Source organism: Streptomyces sp. CC53 (genome assembly GCF_001865245.1).
Taxonomy (GTDB): Bacteria; Actinomycetota; Actinomycetes; order Streptomycetales; family Streptomycetaceae; genus Streptomyces.
In genome coordinates, this window is sequence record NZ_MKXB01000069.1 from 5,997 (window position 1) to 20,446 (window position 14,450).

General features: G+C 75.8%; 9 protein-coding genes. 7 read left to right on the plus strand and 2 right to left on the minus strand.

Going from position 1 to position 14,450, the window contains the following annotated elements; all coding sequences use genetic code 11:
• Nucleotides 1-15: 15 nt before the first annotated feature.
• A complete protein-coding gene (locus tag BJP40_RS06325; protein ID WP_071279322.1) occupies nt 16-552 on the minus strand; it encodes a cysteine dioxygenase family protein in 537 nt (178 codons plus the stop codon).
• 757 nt (nt 553-1,309) lie between these two features.
• Here BJP40_RS06325 and BJP40_RS06330 point away from each other — a divergent pair.
• From BJP40_RS06330 to BJP40_RS06340, 3 genes are all read left to right on the plus strand, one after another.
• Nucleotides 1,310-1,573, plus strand: a complete 264-nt coding sequence (locus BJP40_RS06330; protein WP_071269270.1) for a WhiB family transcriptional regulator — start codon at nt 1,310-1,312, stop codon at nt 1,571-1,573.
• Nucleotides 1,574-3,142: 1,569 nt separating this feature from the next.
• Complete coding sequence (locus BJP40_RS06335; RefSeq protein ID WP_071279324.1) at nt 3,143-6,997, plus strand: glycosyltransferase; 3,855 nt, start codon at nt 3,143-3,145, stop codon at nt 6,995-6,997.
• Nucleotides 6,994-8,613: a DUF5719 family protein gene (locus BJP40_RS06340; RefSeq protein ID WP_071279325.1), complete on the plus strand. Its 1,620-nt coding sequence runs from the start codon at nt 6,994-6,996 to the stop codon at nt 8,611-8,613. Before BJP40_RS06335 ends, BJP40_RS06340 begins: the two co-directional genes overlap by 4 nt.
• Before the next feature lie 629 nt (nt 8,614-9,242).
• Here the strand turns inward: BJP40_RS06340 and BJP40_RS06345 are convergent.
• Nucleotides 9,243-9,713 (minus strand): metallopeptidase family protein, encoded by a 471-nt coding sequence (locus tag BJP40_RS06345; RefSeq protein ID WP_371258602.1) that lies wholly within the window; start codon nt 9,711-9,713, stop codon nt 9,243-9,245.
• Between the two features lie 310 nt (nt 9,714-10,023).
• On the opposite strand from BJP40_RS06345, the gene BJP40_RS06350 reads away from it, so the two are divergent.
• From BJP40_RS06350 to BJP40_RS06365, 4 genes are all read left to right on the plus strand, one after another.
• Nucleotides 10,024-10,455: a DUF3499 domain-containing protein gene (locus tag BJP40_RS06350; protein ID WP_079170965.1), complete on the plus strand. Its 432-nt coding sequence runs from the start codon at nt 10,024-10,026 to the stop codon at nt 10,453-10,455.
• Between the two features lie 396 nt (nt 10,456-10,851).
• The gene (locus tag BJP40_RS06355) at nt 10,852-12,216 is read left to right on the plus strand and encodes a phosphomannomutase/phosphoglucomutase (RefSeq protein ID WP_071279328.1); all 1,365 of its coding nucleotides are present in this window, start codon (nt 10,852-10,854) and stop codon (nt 12,214-12,216) included.
• A 186-nt stretch (nt 12,217-12,402) separates the two neighbouring features.
• Entirely contained in the window at nt 12,403-12,585 is a 183-nt protein-coding gene (locus BJP40_RS06360) for a Trm112 family protein (protein ID WP_071271475.1), read from the plus strand.
• A 637-nt stretch (nt 12,586-13,222) separates the two neighbouring features.
• On the plus strand, nt 13,223-14,359 hold the full coding sequence (locus BJP40_RS06365; RefSeq protein WP_071279330.1) for an SIS domain-containing protein: 1,137 nt from the start codon (nt 13,223-13,225) through the stop codon (nt 14,357-14,359).
• Nucleotides 14,360-14,450: the final 91 nt, after the last annotated feature.

Consider the following 14,450-nt stretch of genomic DNA (forward strand, 5'->3'; position numbering starts at 1 on the left):
ATGCCGTGCAGTCTGTCAGGCGGGGAGGGCCGTCCGGGCGTTCGGTCCCGAAGTCCGGGCGGCACCGGCCGCGGGCCCCTTGGGGTGCATCGGCATCTCGGTCAGTCCGGGGAAGTAGACGTGCAGGCTGACCGCCGGTTCGAGCGAGTCGTTGACGATCTCGTGCACCTGGCCGGGCGCGAACACCCTGCCCCACGCCCCGCGAGCGCCGCCCTCCAGCAGCCGTACGCCCCGGTCGGTGTGCTCCGTCAGTTCTCCCTCCAGCACGGTCATCACGCCCGACGACCGGCCGTGGTCGTGGCGCCCGGTGCCCTGGCCGGGCAGCCAGGACAGCAGCCAGACCTCGTAGCCGGGACCGGTGTCCAGCCGGTGGTACCAGCGGGTGGTGGCGTCGTACGCGACGAGGGGCGCCCACCGGTCCCGGTCGGCGGCGACGGCGCGGGCCAGCGCGGCGAACTCGGCGACGGTGGTGGGGTGCGGCTTCGCCGGCTGGAGGAGGTGCTGGACGGCGAGGATGTCGCCGGCGATCTGGAGGTCGCTGTCGCTGTTCATGGGCTGCGGTGGTTCCTCGGCTGAGAGGTGAGGGTCGGTCGACACCAGGCGAACGAAGACCGACGAAGGGGGGACACGTCCCGCGCGGGTGCGGAGGCACGGGGCCGTCCGGGTACGCGGGAGCGGACCGGGCGCGCGGCGGCGCGGTGGGAGAGGGGGAGTGGCTGGAGCCCTACGGCGTCAACAGCAACAGCAGCAGCTGCGACAACAGCTCACGCGGACAGACACGTGGACAGCGCGACGCGACGCACGGTCACCGTGGCTCGCGGAAGGCGCTGTGGTCGCTGGCATGTCCCCCAAAGTGACCGACCGCCGTTGCGTCTGTCAACCCGATGGCCGGTTTGGCGGCGATGTTTCACCACATCCGGTTGCGCGATCCGCAGAAAGGTTTGCCCTGGCGGAACCCGGGGACAGGCGGCCGCAGGGTGGCGTCGTGAGGGAGCCGGAAGGGTCCCGTGACCCGACTGTGATCCGGATCGCTTCGCGGTGCGGACCGCAACAAGATCGAGTCCGCGCACGTCCTCCCTGACGGAGGCGCCGCGAGCGGAGCCACCGGGGCGAGCGGGGACAGGTGTCTCGTTTATGCCGATTTGAACACTTTCTGCACGGCCTTGGTTCCGCAGAGTGAATACCGGGCTCAATAGCAGATCTCGGCTTGACTGCCCCGGAGCCTCACACTTGTAATTTCACTCGTGTCGTTCGGCCGAAAACGGAAACGGCGGCATCACGGGGACGTAATGACCGACGAGGGGCGCACATGACCGAGTTGTTCCAGGAGCTGCTGGTCGAGAACGAGGACGAGGAACTCGGCTGGCAGGAGCGCGCGTTGTGCGCCCAGACCGATCCCGAGTCCTTCTTTCCCGAGAAGGGCGGGTCCACCCGTGAGGCGAAGAAGGTATGCCTTGCCTGCGAAGTGCGATCAGAATGCCTTGAATACGCACTCGCGAATGACGAGCGTTTCGGAATCTGGGGCGGGCTGTCCGAGCGCGAGCGCCGCCGCCTCAAGAAGGCCGCTGTCTGACCCCTCCTGATCACTGTACGTGATCGCCGGTCGGGTGGCCCCATGCGGCCACGAGCCACTGCACCGGTGACGAACCGTCACGAAGCGCAGGGGCAACGCCCCGAGGGTGCCTCCGGGCGCGGCGGGCATCCTGGCCGGCACGCCCAGGGCGCCCCGGCGCAAACCGCCCTCCGCGCGGGCTCCGCGGTCCCGGCGCGCCACAGCGCACCGCTGGCCGACGCCACGAGACGGCGGCACCGCGCCGTAGCAGCGTCCCCGCCCCGGCGGAGCCGGTCCTCGGCACCCCGCCTGCCGACGCCCCGTCGGACGCCGCCGCGTCCGCGAGCCGCAGCGGTTCCCGGCTGCCACCGGGAGATCCACGCGGCACACCCGCCGCATCCACACCACGCCGCATCCACACCACGCCGCAGCGACCCCGACCACCGGCGGCTGCCGCGCACCGCGCCCCACCGCGCCCCGCCGCTCGACGGCTTGAGACGGCGGCCACGCGCCGCAGGGGCGGCCGACCGCCAGGACGTGACCCCGTACCTGGGCCCCGGCCCCGTACGCGTACACCGCCCCCGCGCCGCCCGCCTGTCGATGCGTGCCGCCTCACGCGGCCGCAAGAAACCGCTCGGTGCGGCGGGCAGCCGGCCCCCGGCGGCGTACCGCCGGCCCTGCCGAGACGCACCGGGCGGTGCGCACGCGGCCGCTCCCTGGTCCCGCGCCGGTCGGGGGTGTTCCCCTGGCAGGGCGGGTGAGTCCGTCGTCGCGGGGAGCCGGGCGGCCGGGCGGCGCAGTGGTACGGCCCGGTAGCTCGGGAAGGGCGCCGGCACCGCGACGCCGGTCCCCCAGCCCCGGCTCGACCGACGCGCGGGCGATGCCGTGCCCGGCGGGCCAGGGCGGCTCCCGGCCCGATTTCTTCGGCGGGCGGGGACGGTCCGCCGACGCGCGTGAGGGCCCCCACTCGTCCGGTGCCGATCCGCTCACGGCGATGAGCGCCGCCGCCCACCCTCTCGACGCGGGCGCAGGCGTCCCTTGTTCCCCACCGCCCGGCTGCGGGCGCTTTCGGGTGCGGGCACCGGGGTGCACGGGCAGGGGGCATGGGCCGTGGGTGTCGACGGGGCCTTGGGTGCCACTGTCCGCGGCCACAGTGAGTGCCGTTGTCTCACCCCCCGACGCGGGCGCTGACGTCCTCGGCGTCCTTCGTCCCACCTGCGCGGCTGCGGGCACCGGCGTGTACCTGTAGGGGGCAAGGGGCCGAGGGTGCCGGTGGGGCCTTGGATGTCGCTGTCCGGGGGCCACGCTCGTCCCGGGCCGCGCGTTGCCGAGGGCGCCGTCCCGTCCCGGGCCGTGCGCCGCTCGCGGGCGCGATCGGTCCGCACGCCCGGAGCCGCGCGGGCGCGGTCCCGTCCACAGGTGCCGGCCCTGTGCGGGCGCGGTCCCGTCCACAGGCGTCGGCCCTGTGCGGATGCGGTCTGTCCACAGGCGGCGGACCGCCACCGTGGCAGCCATTAGTGTGGAGCCCCGTCAGACGCTCCGACGCCCCCGAGCCGGGGGCGCCCCCCTGGCCGGAGGGCCCGTACCCCGATGTCCGCCACCACCGCCGCGTTCTCCTCCACTCCTGCGCCGCAGCAGCCCGAATTCCCCCGGCATGTCGTCACCGCGGTGCTCGTCTCCCACGACGGCGCCCGCTGGCTGCCAGACGCCCTCGCCGGCCTCCTCGGTCAGGAGCGCCCGGTGCAGAACGTCGTCGCCGCCGACACCGGCAGCGCCGACGACTCCGCCCGGCTCCTCGGCGAGGCCATCGGCGACGACCGCGTCCTGCACCTCGCCCGCCGCACCGGCTTCGGCGCCGCCGTCGACGAGGCGGCCCGCTCCGCACCCGTCCTCGGCCCCGAGGACCTGCCCTACCTGAAGCGGCCCAGCGGCTGGGACCCCGTCAGCCGCACCTGGCGGGACGACGCCTACGACATGCCGGAGCTCCCGCACGGCGAACCCGTCCAGTGGCTGTGGCTGCTCCACGACGACTGCGCCCCCGACCCGGACGCCCTCGCTGAACTGCTCCGCGTCGCCGACTCCGACGCGTACGCCGCCGTCGTCGGCCCCAAGCTGCGCGGCTGGTACGACAAGAAGCAGCTCCTCGAAGTCGGCGTCACCATCGCCCGCAGCGGACGCCGCTGGACCGGGCTCGACCGCCGAGAACAGGACCAGGGCCAACACGACCAGATCCAGCCCGTGCTGTCCGTCTCCACCGCCGGCATGCTGATCCGCCGCGACGTGTTCGAGGAGCTCGGCGGCTTCGACCGCAGGCTGCCCCTCATGCGCGACGACGTCGACCTGTGCTGGCGCGTCCACGCCGCCGGCCACCGCGTCCTCGTCGCCCCCGACGCCGTCCTCCGCCACGCCGAGGCAGCCTCCCGCGAACGCCGCACCGTCGACTGCGTCGGCCGCACCGCGTCCAACCCGCACCGTGTCGACAAGGCCGGCGCCGTCTACACCCTCCTCGCCAACACCCGCGGCCTCGCCCTCCCGTACGTCTTCGTCCGCCTCGTCCTCGGCACCCTCCTGCGCACCCTCGCCTACCTCGTCGGCAAGGCACCGGTCCAGGCCGTCGACGAGGTCATGGGCCTCTTCGCGGTCCTCCTGCGCCCCGAGCGGATCATCGCCGCCCGCCGCGTTCGCGCCGTCGACAGCGTCGACCCGGCCGAACTGCGGCCGCTGTTCCCGCCGCCGGGCGCCACCGTCCGCGCCGCGGTCGAGCAGGTCGCGTCCCACTTCGTCGGCCGCGACACGGACTCGGGTGGCTCCCGCCACGGCGCCGTCGAGTCGGGCCCAGGCGGTGACGACGCCGACTACCTGGAAGTCGAGCAGTTCGCCCGCCTCAAGAAGATCGGCCGCAAGCCCGGCCCGGTCCTCTTCGCGTTGCTGCTCGTGGTCTCCCTCGTCGCCTGCCGCGGTCTGTTCGGCGGCGGCTCCCTCGCCGGCGGCGCGCTCCTCCCCGTCCCCGACACGGTCGGGGACCTCTGGGGCCGGTACGCCGACGCCTGGCACCCCCTCGGCACCGGCGGCACCCAGAGCGCCCCGCCCTACCTCGCGCTGCTCGCCGCCCTCTCCGGGCTCTTCGCCGGCTCCACGGCCCTGGCGCTGACCGTCCTGCTGGTCTGCTCCGTCCCCCTCGCCGGCGTCACCGCGTACTTCGCGTCCCGCTCCCTCGTCGAGTCCCGCGTCCTGCGCGCCTGGGGAGCCGTCGCCTACGCCTTCCTGCCCGCCGCCACCGGAGCCCTCGCCACCGGCCGCCTCGGCACCGCCGTCCTCGCCGTCCTCCTGCCGCTCATGGCCCGCGCCGCCGTCTCCGCGTACGGGCTGCGCGACGGCGGCCCCGGCGCTCCCCGCGGCTCCTGGCGCGCCACCTGGGCCTACACCTTCCTGCTCACCTTCACTATGGCCTTCACCCCCCTGGTGTGGCCGCTCGCCGTCGTCCTCGGGATCGCCGCGCTCGTCCTGCGCCGCGACGACATCACCGCCTACGGCCTGCGCCTCCTCGCCGTCGCCGGGACCCCGCTGCTCGTCCTCGCCCCCTGGTCGCTGGACCTCCTCACCCACCCCGCCGCCTTCCTCACCGAAGCCGGCGCGGAGCTCGCCACCGGGCCGGCCGGGCCGCTCGACCTGCTCGGCGCCAGCCCCGGCGGGCCGCGGACCGTCAGCGGCCTCGTCCTCATCGGCGTCGTCCTCGCCGCGCTCGGCGCCCTGCTGCGCAGCGAACGCCAGTTCGCCGTCCGTACCGCCTGGGCCGTCGCCCTCACCGGCCTGCTTGCCGCCGTCCTCACCAACGGCTCCGGCGACCGGGCCGCCGGCTGGGCCGGGCCCGCCACCCTCGTGTACGGCATCGCCCTCCTCACCGCCGGCGTGGTCGGCGCGGAAGGCGCCCGCAGCCGCGTCGCCGCCCAGAGCTTCGGCTGGCGGCAGCCCGTCGCCGCGCTCGTCGCTCTCGCGGCCGCCGTCGGCCCCCTCGTGTCCGCCGCCGCCTGGATGATCAGCGGCGCCGCCGGCCCGCTGGAGCGCCGCGACCCCACCCAGGTGCCGGCCTTCGTCGCGGAGGAGAGCATCACCCGCGACCAGCCCCGCACCCTCGTCCTCGACGGCCCGTCCGCCGCTCAGGTCGACTACGCCCTGGTCCGCGGCTCCGGCGTCCGCCTCGGCGACGCCGAGCTCACGGCCGCCTCGGGCGGCGACCCGCGGCTGGACGAGGTCGTCGCCCACCTCGTCGCCGGTTCCGGCGCCGACCAGACCGCCGAGCTCAGCGGCTTCGCCATCCGCTACGTCCTGGTCCGCGATGGTGCACCCCGCACGATGAGCCGCGTCCTCGACGCCACCCCCGGTCTCAGCCGGCTCAGCCAGCGCGACGGCAGCGCCCTGTGGCGCGTCGACCGGCAGGTCGCGCGTGCCGTCATCGTCCCCGGAGCCGACGAGCGCGCCGAGGCGGCCGCGGAGACCCTGCCGGTCGCGTCGGGACCCGTCGAGGCCCACACCGAGATCCCGGCGGGCGGAGCGGGCCGGGTGCTGCGCATCGCGGACCGCGCCGACGACGGCTGGCAGGCCACGCTCGACGGCAAGCCGCTGGAGAAGACCACCGTCGACGGCTGGGCCCAGGGCTTCGCACTGCCCGCGCAGGGCGGCCGCCTCGACCTCACCTACGAAACGCCCGTCAGCCGCACGGCCTGGCTGTGGGCCCAGTGCGCCCTGGCCGTCGTCCTGCTGGTCCTCGCCCTGCCGGGGCGGCGCCGCACCGTCGACGACGACCTGCCGGAGGAGGCCGTCGCGCTGCCCGCCCAGGACGTCTCGGGTGACGGCCGCCGCGCCCGCCGCCTGCGCGCCGCCGCCGAAGCAGCCCAGGCCGCCGAGGCGGAGCAGGCGGGCCCGCCACCGGCCACCGGGACCGGCACCCGGGACGACGACAACCCCGACGCCGCCTTCGGCCAGGCCGCGGACCCCGCCTTCCCGGACGCGGACCCGTACGCCATGACCGGCGCCCGGCAGTACGGCGACTGGAACGGCGGGCAGGACCACCAGGGCCCGTACGGCGGGCAGCAGTACGACCAGCAGCATCCGCCGTACGGCTACGACCCGTCCGCCACGTACGCGCAGCAGCAGTACGACGCTCCGTACGGGCAGCAGCAGTACGCCCCGCAGTCCGACGAGGGCCGCGACGACCAGGCGTACGACGGCCACCCGTACGACGGCCCCTCCCACGCCCGCCAGGACGACGGGACCTACGGAAGCCCCGGACACGGGGACCCGTCCTCCGGCGACCCCTCCTACGGGGCGTCCCGGTACGGGGGACGGCAGCAGGGTGACGACGCCGACGCCCGGCCGCCTTACGACCCGTACGACCCGTACGTCCACGAGAACCAGCCGCGTCCCGACGGGAGCAGCCACCAGTGAACCGCAGCACCCTCTCCCTCCTCGCGGCCACCACCGCCCTCGCCGCGCTCACGGGCTTCGCCGCCCTGGTGACGCCCGGGGAGGGCGGCACCGCGGCGGGCAGCGCGTCGCCCGCGCTGCTGCCGGTGGAGCGCAGCAGCCTCCTCTGCCCGGCGCCCAGCACCTCGGAGCTCGCGGAGACGACCTACACCTCCTTCACGCCGCAGGACGCGAAGACGGCCGGCGGCGGCAAGACCAGCGGGCAGCAGGACGGCAAGGAGGCGGGCAAGGCGGAGCTGAAGCCGTCGGCGGCCTCCAAGGACGCCACGACGGCCGCCGCGAAGAAACCCGGCGCCCCTCAGGACGAGACCCCGGCCGCCGGGCAGGAGGACCAGAAGGAGCAGCAGGCCCGGGTGAAGCGGGACGCCACGGCCGGCAAGGCCGTGCTCACCGCGACGGCCCCCGGCACGCCGGTCGCCGCGGAGGCCGACGGCGCCGCCGCCCCCCCCCTCGTCGGCCTCGCCTCCGGCAGTCTCGCTCCGGGCTGGACCACCCAGCAGACCACCCTCGTCCCGGCGGGCGGCGCCCGCGGCCTCCTCGGCCTGAGCTGCACGACCCCCGACACGGACTTCTGGTTCCCCGGGGTGTCCACGGCGGAGAACCGCCGCGACTACGTCCACCTCACCAACCCCGACGACACGGCCGCCGTCGTCGACATCGAGCTGTACGGCCCCGAGGGCCCCCTCAAGTCCCAGCTCACCGACGGCGTCGGCGTCCCCGCCCGGTCCAGCGTGCCGGTGCTGCTGTCCACCCTCACCGCCGACCCCGCCGCCACCGACGTCACCGCCCACGTCACCACGCGCAGCGGCCGGGTGGGCGCGGCCGTGCAGTCGGCCGTCGACCAGCTCGGCAGCGACTGGCTCACCGCTTCCGCCGGACCTGCCGCCACCCTGGTCATGCCCGGCATCCCGGCGGACGCGACCTCCGTCCAGCTGATCGCGTACGCCCCCGGGGACACCGACGCCGAGCTGAAGATCCAGCTCATGGGCGCCAACGGAACGATCAGCCCGGCCGTGCAGCAGAGCATCCGCATCAAGTCCGGGATGACCGCCTCCGCCGACCTGAAGGCGCTCACCGGCGGCGAGCCGGGCTCGCTGCTGCTGACACCGGCCCAGCCGAGTCAGGCCACCCCCGTCGTGGCGGCCCTGCGGGTGATCCGCGGCTCGGGCGAGAAGCAGGAGGTGGCCTTCCTCCCGGCGAGCGCGCCCGTCGGCGACCGTGCCACCGTGGCCGGCAACACCGCCAAGGGCACGACCCTGTTCCTCACGGCACTCGGCAAGGAGACCGCGAAGGTCACGGTCACGGCGTCCGCGGGGACCGGTGGGGGCACCCCGGCCACGGAGACGTACACGGTCAAGGGCGGCACCACGCAGGCGGTCACCGCACCCGTCCCGGCCGGGCTGAAGGGCACCTACGCCCTCACGGTCGAGACCGGGTCCGGCGGACCGGTCCACGCCTCGCGCATGCTCACGCAACCGGAGGACGGGGTGCAGATGTTCACGATCCAGGCCCTGACGAACGACGGCTCCCGTGTGGCCGTCCCCCGCGCGGAACAGGACCTGACCGTCCTGGACTGACCGTGAGGACGTGTGGCGGCTTCCCCGGCGGGTCCGACTCATGGACTGACCGATGCCGACCGGCTGTCCTCAAGGGGATGCGCCGGCCCGCCCGGGGGGAGCCACCCCACGCGACCGGGCCGGCGTCCGTGACCTCCCAGGAGCTTCGTCCAGAAGCCCCATCCCTGTTCCCCGCCCGGCGTCGCCGTTCCGAACGCGCCCCGGGCCGGACGGACGCCGGCACGTCGACCGGACACCGCCCCGGACGCTGTCGGCCCTCGGGGGCGGGCGCACCTTCCGGGCCGGTCCCTCCCGGTCGACACGGGTGCCCGCGGGGCGGTGCGTCCCTGTCGGGGTCTGCGGGCCGATCTCTTCGGGCCGGCCCCTGTGTCCGCGGGTCGGTCCTCCGGTCAGGGCCGGTGGTCGCGGGTCGGCCTTCCGGACGGGGCGGCGCCTCCCCGGCCCTCCGGGCGGGGCTGGCGCCTCCGGGCCGGTCCCTCCCGACGGCGCGGGGTGGGGGAGAGCCCCTTCGGCGGGGGCTGCGCTCCTCCACGGATCTCCGCATCGGTTGGTCGCGGTGCCCGCCGCGCGGTCGCCCGTGGAGGGGGCGGCGGCCCGCTCCTGCCCTGGGGCGGTGACCGACCGGTGCCTCAGTCCTCCCCGTACCGCGGGTCGACGGACTCCGGGGCGAGCCCCAGCAGCTCCGCCACCTGCTCCACCACGACCTCGTGGACCAGCAGCGCCCGCTCGTCCCGGCTTTTCGCCCGCAGCTCCACCGGCCGCCGGAAGACCACGATCCGCGCGGGCCGGTCGCGCGTGGCCGGGGCCGCGCTGCCCAACGGCACCGACAGGCCGTCCGCGGACGTCGGCACCTCCAGCACGTGGATGTCCACCTCCGCCAGCTGCGGCCAGCGCCGCTCCAACCGCTCCACGGAGTCCTGCACGAGGTCCCGGAAGGTGTCCGCCCGGGTCACGGACAGCGGCACCTGCGGCGGGGCCACGGGCCCCCGCATCCCCCGCCCGTGGCGGTCGCGGCGGCGGGGCCGCGGCTCGGGCGGTCGGGGGTTCCCTCCAGGTGTCCCGCCGGCTGCGGCCGGGGGAGGCACGGCACTGTCCTTCACCTGACGCAGCGTAGCTCTCCGAGGCGCACCGCGTTCCCCGCAGCGGCGACCCGGGCGCGCCCCCCTTCCGCCCCCGCCCGCGCACGACGGCCCGCCCACCGCCCCGCGTGCCCGTTGCCCGGGTGTTTCGCGCACACGGAGGGGCGGAAAGCAGCCGGATGCGCGCGGCATCGACCCAGGCACCTCTCACGCCCCATCCGCCACACGGCGCCGCCCGCCGCACGCCCGAACCGCCTCCGCCGCAGGTCGCGAGGCCCGCCTCGAACACCCATGTGGGGGACATCACACCGCGACACGGCCGAGTGACCTGGTGGAGAGTCATCGCGGCCCGCTCAAGAGTGCGGTACCGTCCAACGTCGTGAGCCCTGTACGTCGCTGTTCGCGCACCGCGTGCGGCCGCCCTGCCGTCGCGACGCTGACGTACGTCTACGCCGACTCGACCGCGGTCCTCGGCCCGCTCGCCACCTACGCCGAACCCCACTGCTACGACCTGTGCGCCGAGCACAGCGAACGCCTCACCGCGCCCCGCGGCTGGGAGGTCGTCCGGCTCGCCGACGGCTCGGCCCCGTCCCGGCCCAGCGGCGACGACCTGGAGGCCCTGGCCAACGCGGTACGGGAAGCAGCCCGTCCGCAGGAGCGCACGGCCCAAGCCGGCGGCGGCAAGCCCGGTGGCCGGGGCGGCGACCCGGTGGAGGTCGGCCGACGCGGCCACCTGCGCGTCCTCCGCTCGCCTGACGCCTGACGCCTGACGCCTGATGTGCGGGGTTTGCGCCGCGTCTGACGCCTGACGCCCGGGCCTGCCCGGGGCCCCACGCCTGAAGTCCGCGATCTGCGCCCGAGGCCTGACGCCTGGGCGCCCGCTCCCGGGAGGCCGGAACACCTCACGCCTGCGCCCCCTCCCCACGTCCCCGCCCCCGCACACGACTCCCTGCGCTGCGCGGCACGTCCGTCCGGCCCCGCAGGCCGGACGGACGCCCGGGTGCGCCGGCGCCTCGGCGGCACCGCGGCCCAGGCGCCGCCCACCGCCCCGCAGCGCACGGATCACGCCACCGAGGCGCAACCCCGACGCTCGGTACGCCCCCCTTGCACCCCCCGGGTAGGTTGTGTACTCCATACAGGGCTCGCAGGAGGTTGATCAGTGGCTGCTGATCTGTCGCAGATCGTCAAGGCGTACGACGTGCGCGGAGTCGTGCCGGATCAGTGGGACGAGGCGCTCGCCGAGCTGTTCGGCGCCGCCTTCACCCGGGTCACCGGGGCCGACGCGATCGTCGTGGGCCACGACATGCGCCCGTCCTCGCCCGGCCTGACCGGTGCGTTCGCCCGCGGCGCCGCCGCGCAGGGCGCGGACATCACCGTCATCGGCCTGTGCTCCACCGACCAGCTGTACTACGCCTCGGGGCACCTGGGCCTGCCCGGCGCCATGTTCACCGCGTCCCACAACCCCGCCCAGTACAACGGCATCAAGATGTGCCGCGCCGGCGCCGCCCCCATCGGCCAGGACAGCGGGCTCGCCGACATCCGCGCGCTCGTCGAGGAGTGGCAGGAGTCGGGTGCCCCGGCACCGGCGGACACGCCCGGCACCGTCTCCGAGCAGGACACCCTCACCGGCTACGCCGACCACCTGAGGTCGCTCGTCGACCTCACGTCCGTCCGGCCCCTGAAGGTCGTCGTCGACGCGGGCAACGGCATGGGCGGCCACACCGTCCCCACCGTCTTCGACGGACTGCCCCTCACCCTCGTCCCGATGTACTTCGAGCTGGACGGCACGTTCCCTCACCACGAGGCCAACCCCCTCGACCCCGCCAACATCGTGGACCTCCAGGCCCGCGTCCGCGCCGAGGGAGCCGACCTCGGCCTCGCCTTCGACGGCGACGCCGACCGCTGCTTCGTGGTCGACGAGCGCGGCGAGCCGGTCTCCCCGTCCGCCATCACCGCCCTCGTCGCCGCCCGCGAACTGGCCAAGCATCCCGGCGGCACGGTCATCCACAACCTGATCACGTCCACGTGCGTGCCGGAGGTCGTCCGCGAGCACGGCGGCACCCCCGTCCGCACCCGCGTCGGGCACTCCTTCATCAAGGCCGAGATGGCCCGCACGGGTGCCATCTTCGGCGGCGAGCACTCCGCGCACTACTACTTCCGCGACTTCTGGAACGCCGACACCGGCATGCTCGCCGCCCTCCACGTCCTCGCCGCCCTCGGCGGCCAGGAGGGCACACTGTCGGACCTCGTCGCCTCGTACGACCGTTACGCCGCCTCCGGCGAGATCAACTCGCAGGTGGACGACCAGGCGGCCCGCGCCACCGCCGTGCGGGAGGCGTTCGGCTCCCGCGACGGTGTCACCACCGACGAGATGGACGGCCTGACCGTCAACGGCGACGGATGGTGGTTCAACCTCCGCCCGTCCAACACCGAGCCCCTCCTCCGCCTCAACGTCGAGGCCCGGGACGAAGCCACCATGTCCAAGATCCGCGACGAGGTCCTCTCGCTGGTCCGCGGCTCCTGACACCGCCCGCACGCGCCCCGGGCCACCCGGCCCGATCCCGTCCGGGGCGCCTGGAGGAGCGGCCCACCCGCCCGGGCAGGTCGGGCCGCGCCTCCGGCGCCCCGGCGGTAGGCTGACGGCGCCGGGGGGCGGCGCAGCACCGCTCCCACCAGCACCACGACGTCCCGAACCGAAGGGAAACCTCCCATGTCGCTCGAAGCTGGCCTCCTGGAGATCCTCGTCTGCCCGGCCTGCCACGCCCGGCTGAGCGACCACACGGCCGACGAGGACCCCGAACTGGTCTGCACCAGCGAGGACTGCGGCCTGGCCTACCCCGTACGGGACGGCATCCCCGTCCTCCTGGTCGACGAGGCCCGCCGCCCGTCCTGACCGGCCGGCCGGACGTGCGGGCCACCGGCGGTCACCGGCTACCGCGGCCCCACCGGGCCCGGCGACGGGTGACGCACCGACGGATCGGCCCACGCGGCACCGCTGCGGCACGGACCCGGCAAGCGGGCCGGGAGCCCGCACCGCCCCGGGCACTGCCCGGCGGCACGGCGCCGGCCGCGGAGCCGTCCCGACGACCGCGCCGACAGCGCCCGGACCGCGCCGGCCGCCGCCGCGACCCCGCCGGACGCCCGTACCGGACACCCGGGACCCGGCACCACCGGTGCCCAGGGCCCGCCTCCGAGACGAAGCCCGGTCCGTCAACCCGCACGCCACCCGCACGACCCGCCGCCACCCGGCAGCCGCCCGCCGCCGACAGGGCGCCGGCACCACCGCGAGCGGCCCGGCTGGACAGCACCCCAGCACCCGCCACCGGCGGCCTGCCCTTCCGAGCCGCCCGGCCCGACACCCGCAACCGTCCGACCCCCGGCACCCCGCACCACCGCAGTCCACGGCCCGGCACCCGCACCCCGCGCCGCCCCCGGCCGGACCGGCACCCGCACCCCGCGCCCGCCCGGCCGCCCCGGACGGGCGCCGCACCCCGCGTACGTATCCGCCCCGGCGATCGGAGGCCCCACTAATGCTCGACGAGTCGCTGCTCGACGACCCTGAGGCACTGGCCCGCGCCGACCGCCGCGGCCTGCTGCGCGGAGCCGCCGAAGCCGGCGCCCGCGTCCGGACCGCCGCCCGGTACGCCACCGAGGCCGGTGTCGGCGCCCTCAACCCGGAAGGCCGCCCCCGCGCCGTCCTCCTCGCCGGCTCCGGCACCGCGGCCACCGGCGTCGCCGACCTGGTCGACGCCCTCACCGGCGCCTCCGCACCCGTCACCCGACTCCGCCCCACCGGCGTTGCCCCCGCGGCAGGCGCCCTGCGCTGGACCCTGCCCGGCTGGGCCGGCCCCGTCGACCTGCTCCTGCTCGCCACCACCGAGGGCACCGAACCCGGCCTCTCCCAGCTTGCCGAGCAGGCGTACCGCCGCGGCGTCACCGTCGTCGCGGTCGCCCCACGCTCCTCGCCCCTCACCGAAGCCGTCCACGGCAGCCGCGGCCTCGCCGTCCCCCTCGCCACGACACCCCACGAGGAGCACGGGGAAACCCAGGCAGCCGGACCCGGCGCGCTCTGGGCACTGTTCACCCCCCTCCTCGCCCTCCTCGACCGCGTCGGCCTGATCACCGCGCCCGCCGACACCCTGGAGAAGGTCGCGGACCGCCTCGACCGCACCGCCGAGCGGTGCGGCCCCGCCATCGCCACGTACGCCAACCCCGCCAAGACCCTGGCCGCCGAACTCGCCGACTCGCTGCCGCTCATCTGGACCGAAGGCCTCGGCGCCGCCCCCGTCGGCCGCCGCTTCGCCGCCGTACTCGCCGAACTCGCCGGCCGCCCCGCCCTGGCCGCCCCGCTCCCCGAGGCACTGCCCGCCCACGCCGGCCTCCTCGCCGGAGCCCTCGCCGCAGGCGCCGATCCCGACGACTTCTTCCGGGACCGCGTCGAGGAAGCGCAGGCCCTGCACGCCCGCGTCGTCCTCCTGCGCGACCGGCCCGCGGACGAGGGCGGACTCACCGCAGCCCCCGCGGCCCGCGAACTCGCCCTCGGCAACGGCACCGCCGTCAGCGAACTGGAACCCGAACCCGGCAGCGACCTCGAAGCCCTCGCCGAACTCCTCGCCGTCACCGACTTCGCCACCTGCTACCTGGCCCTCGCGGCCGCCACCGGCTGACCCACACCCCGCGGCCCCGCCACCCGTCGGCCTCGGACCCCGGCGCCACACCCCGGCGCCACCGAAGACACCCCCGCCACACCCCGGCGCC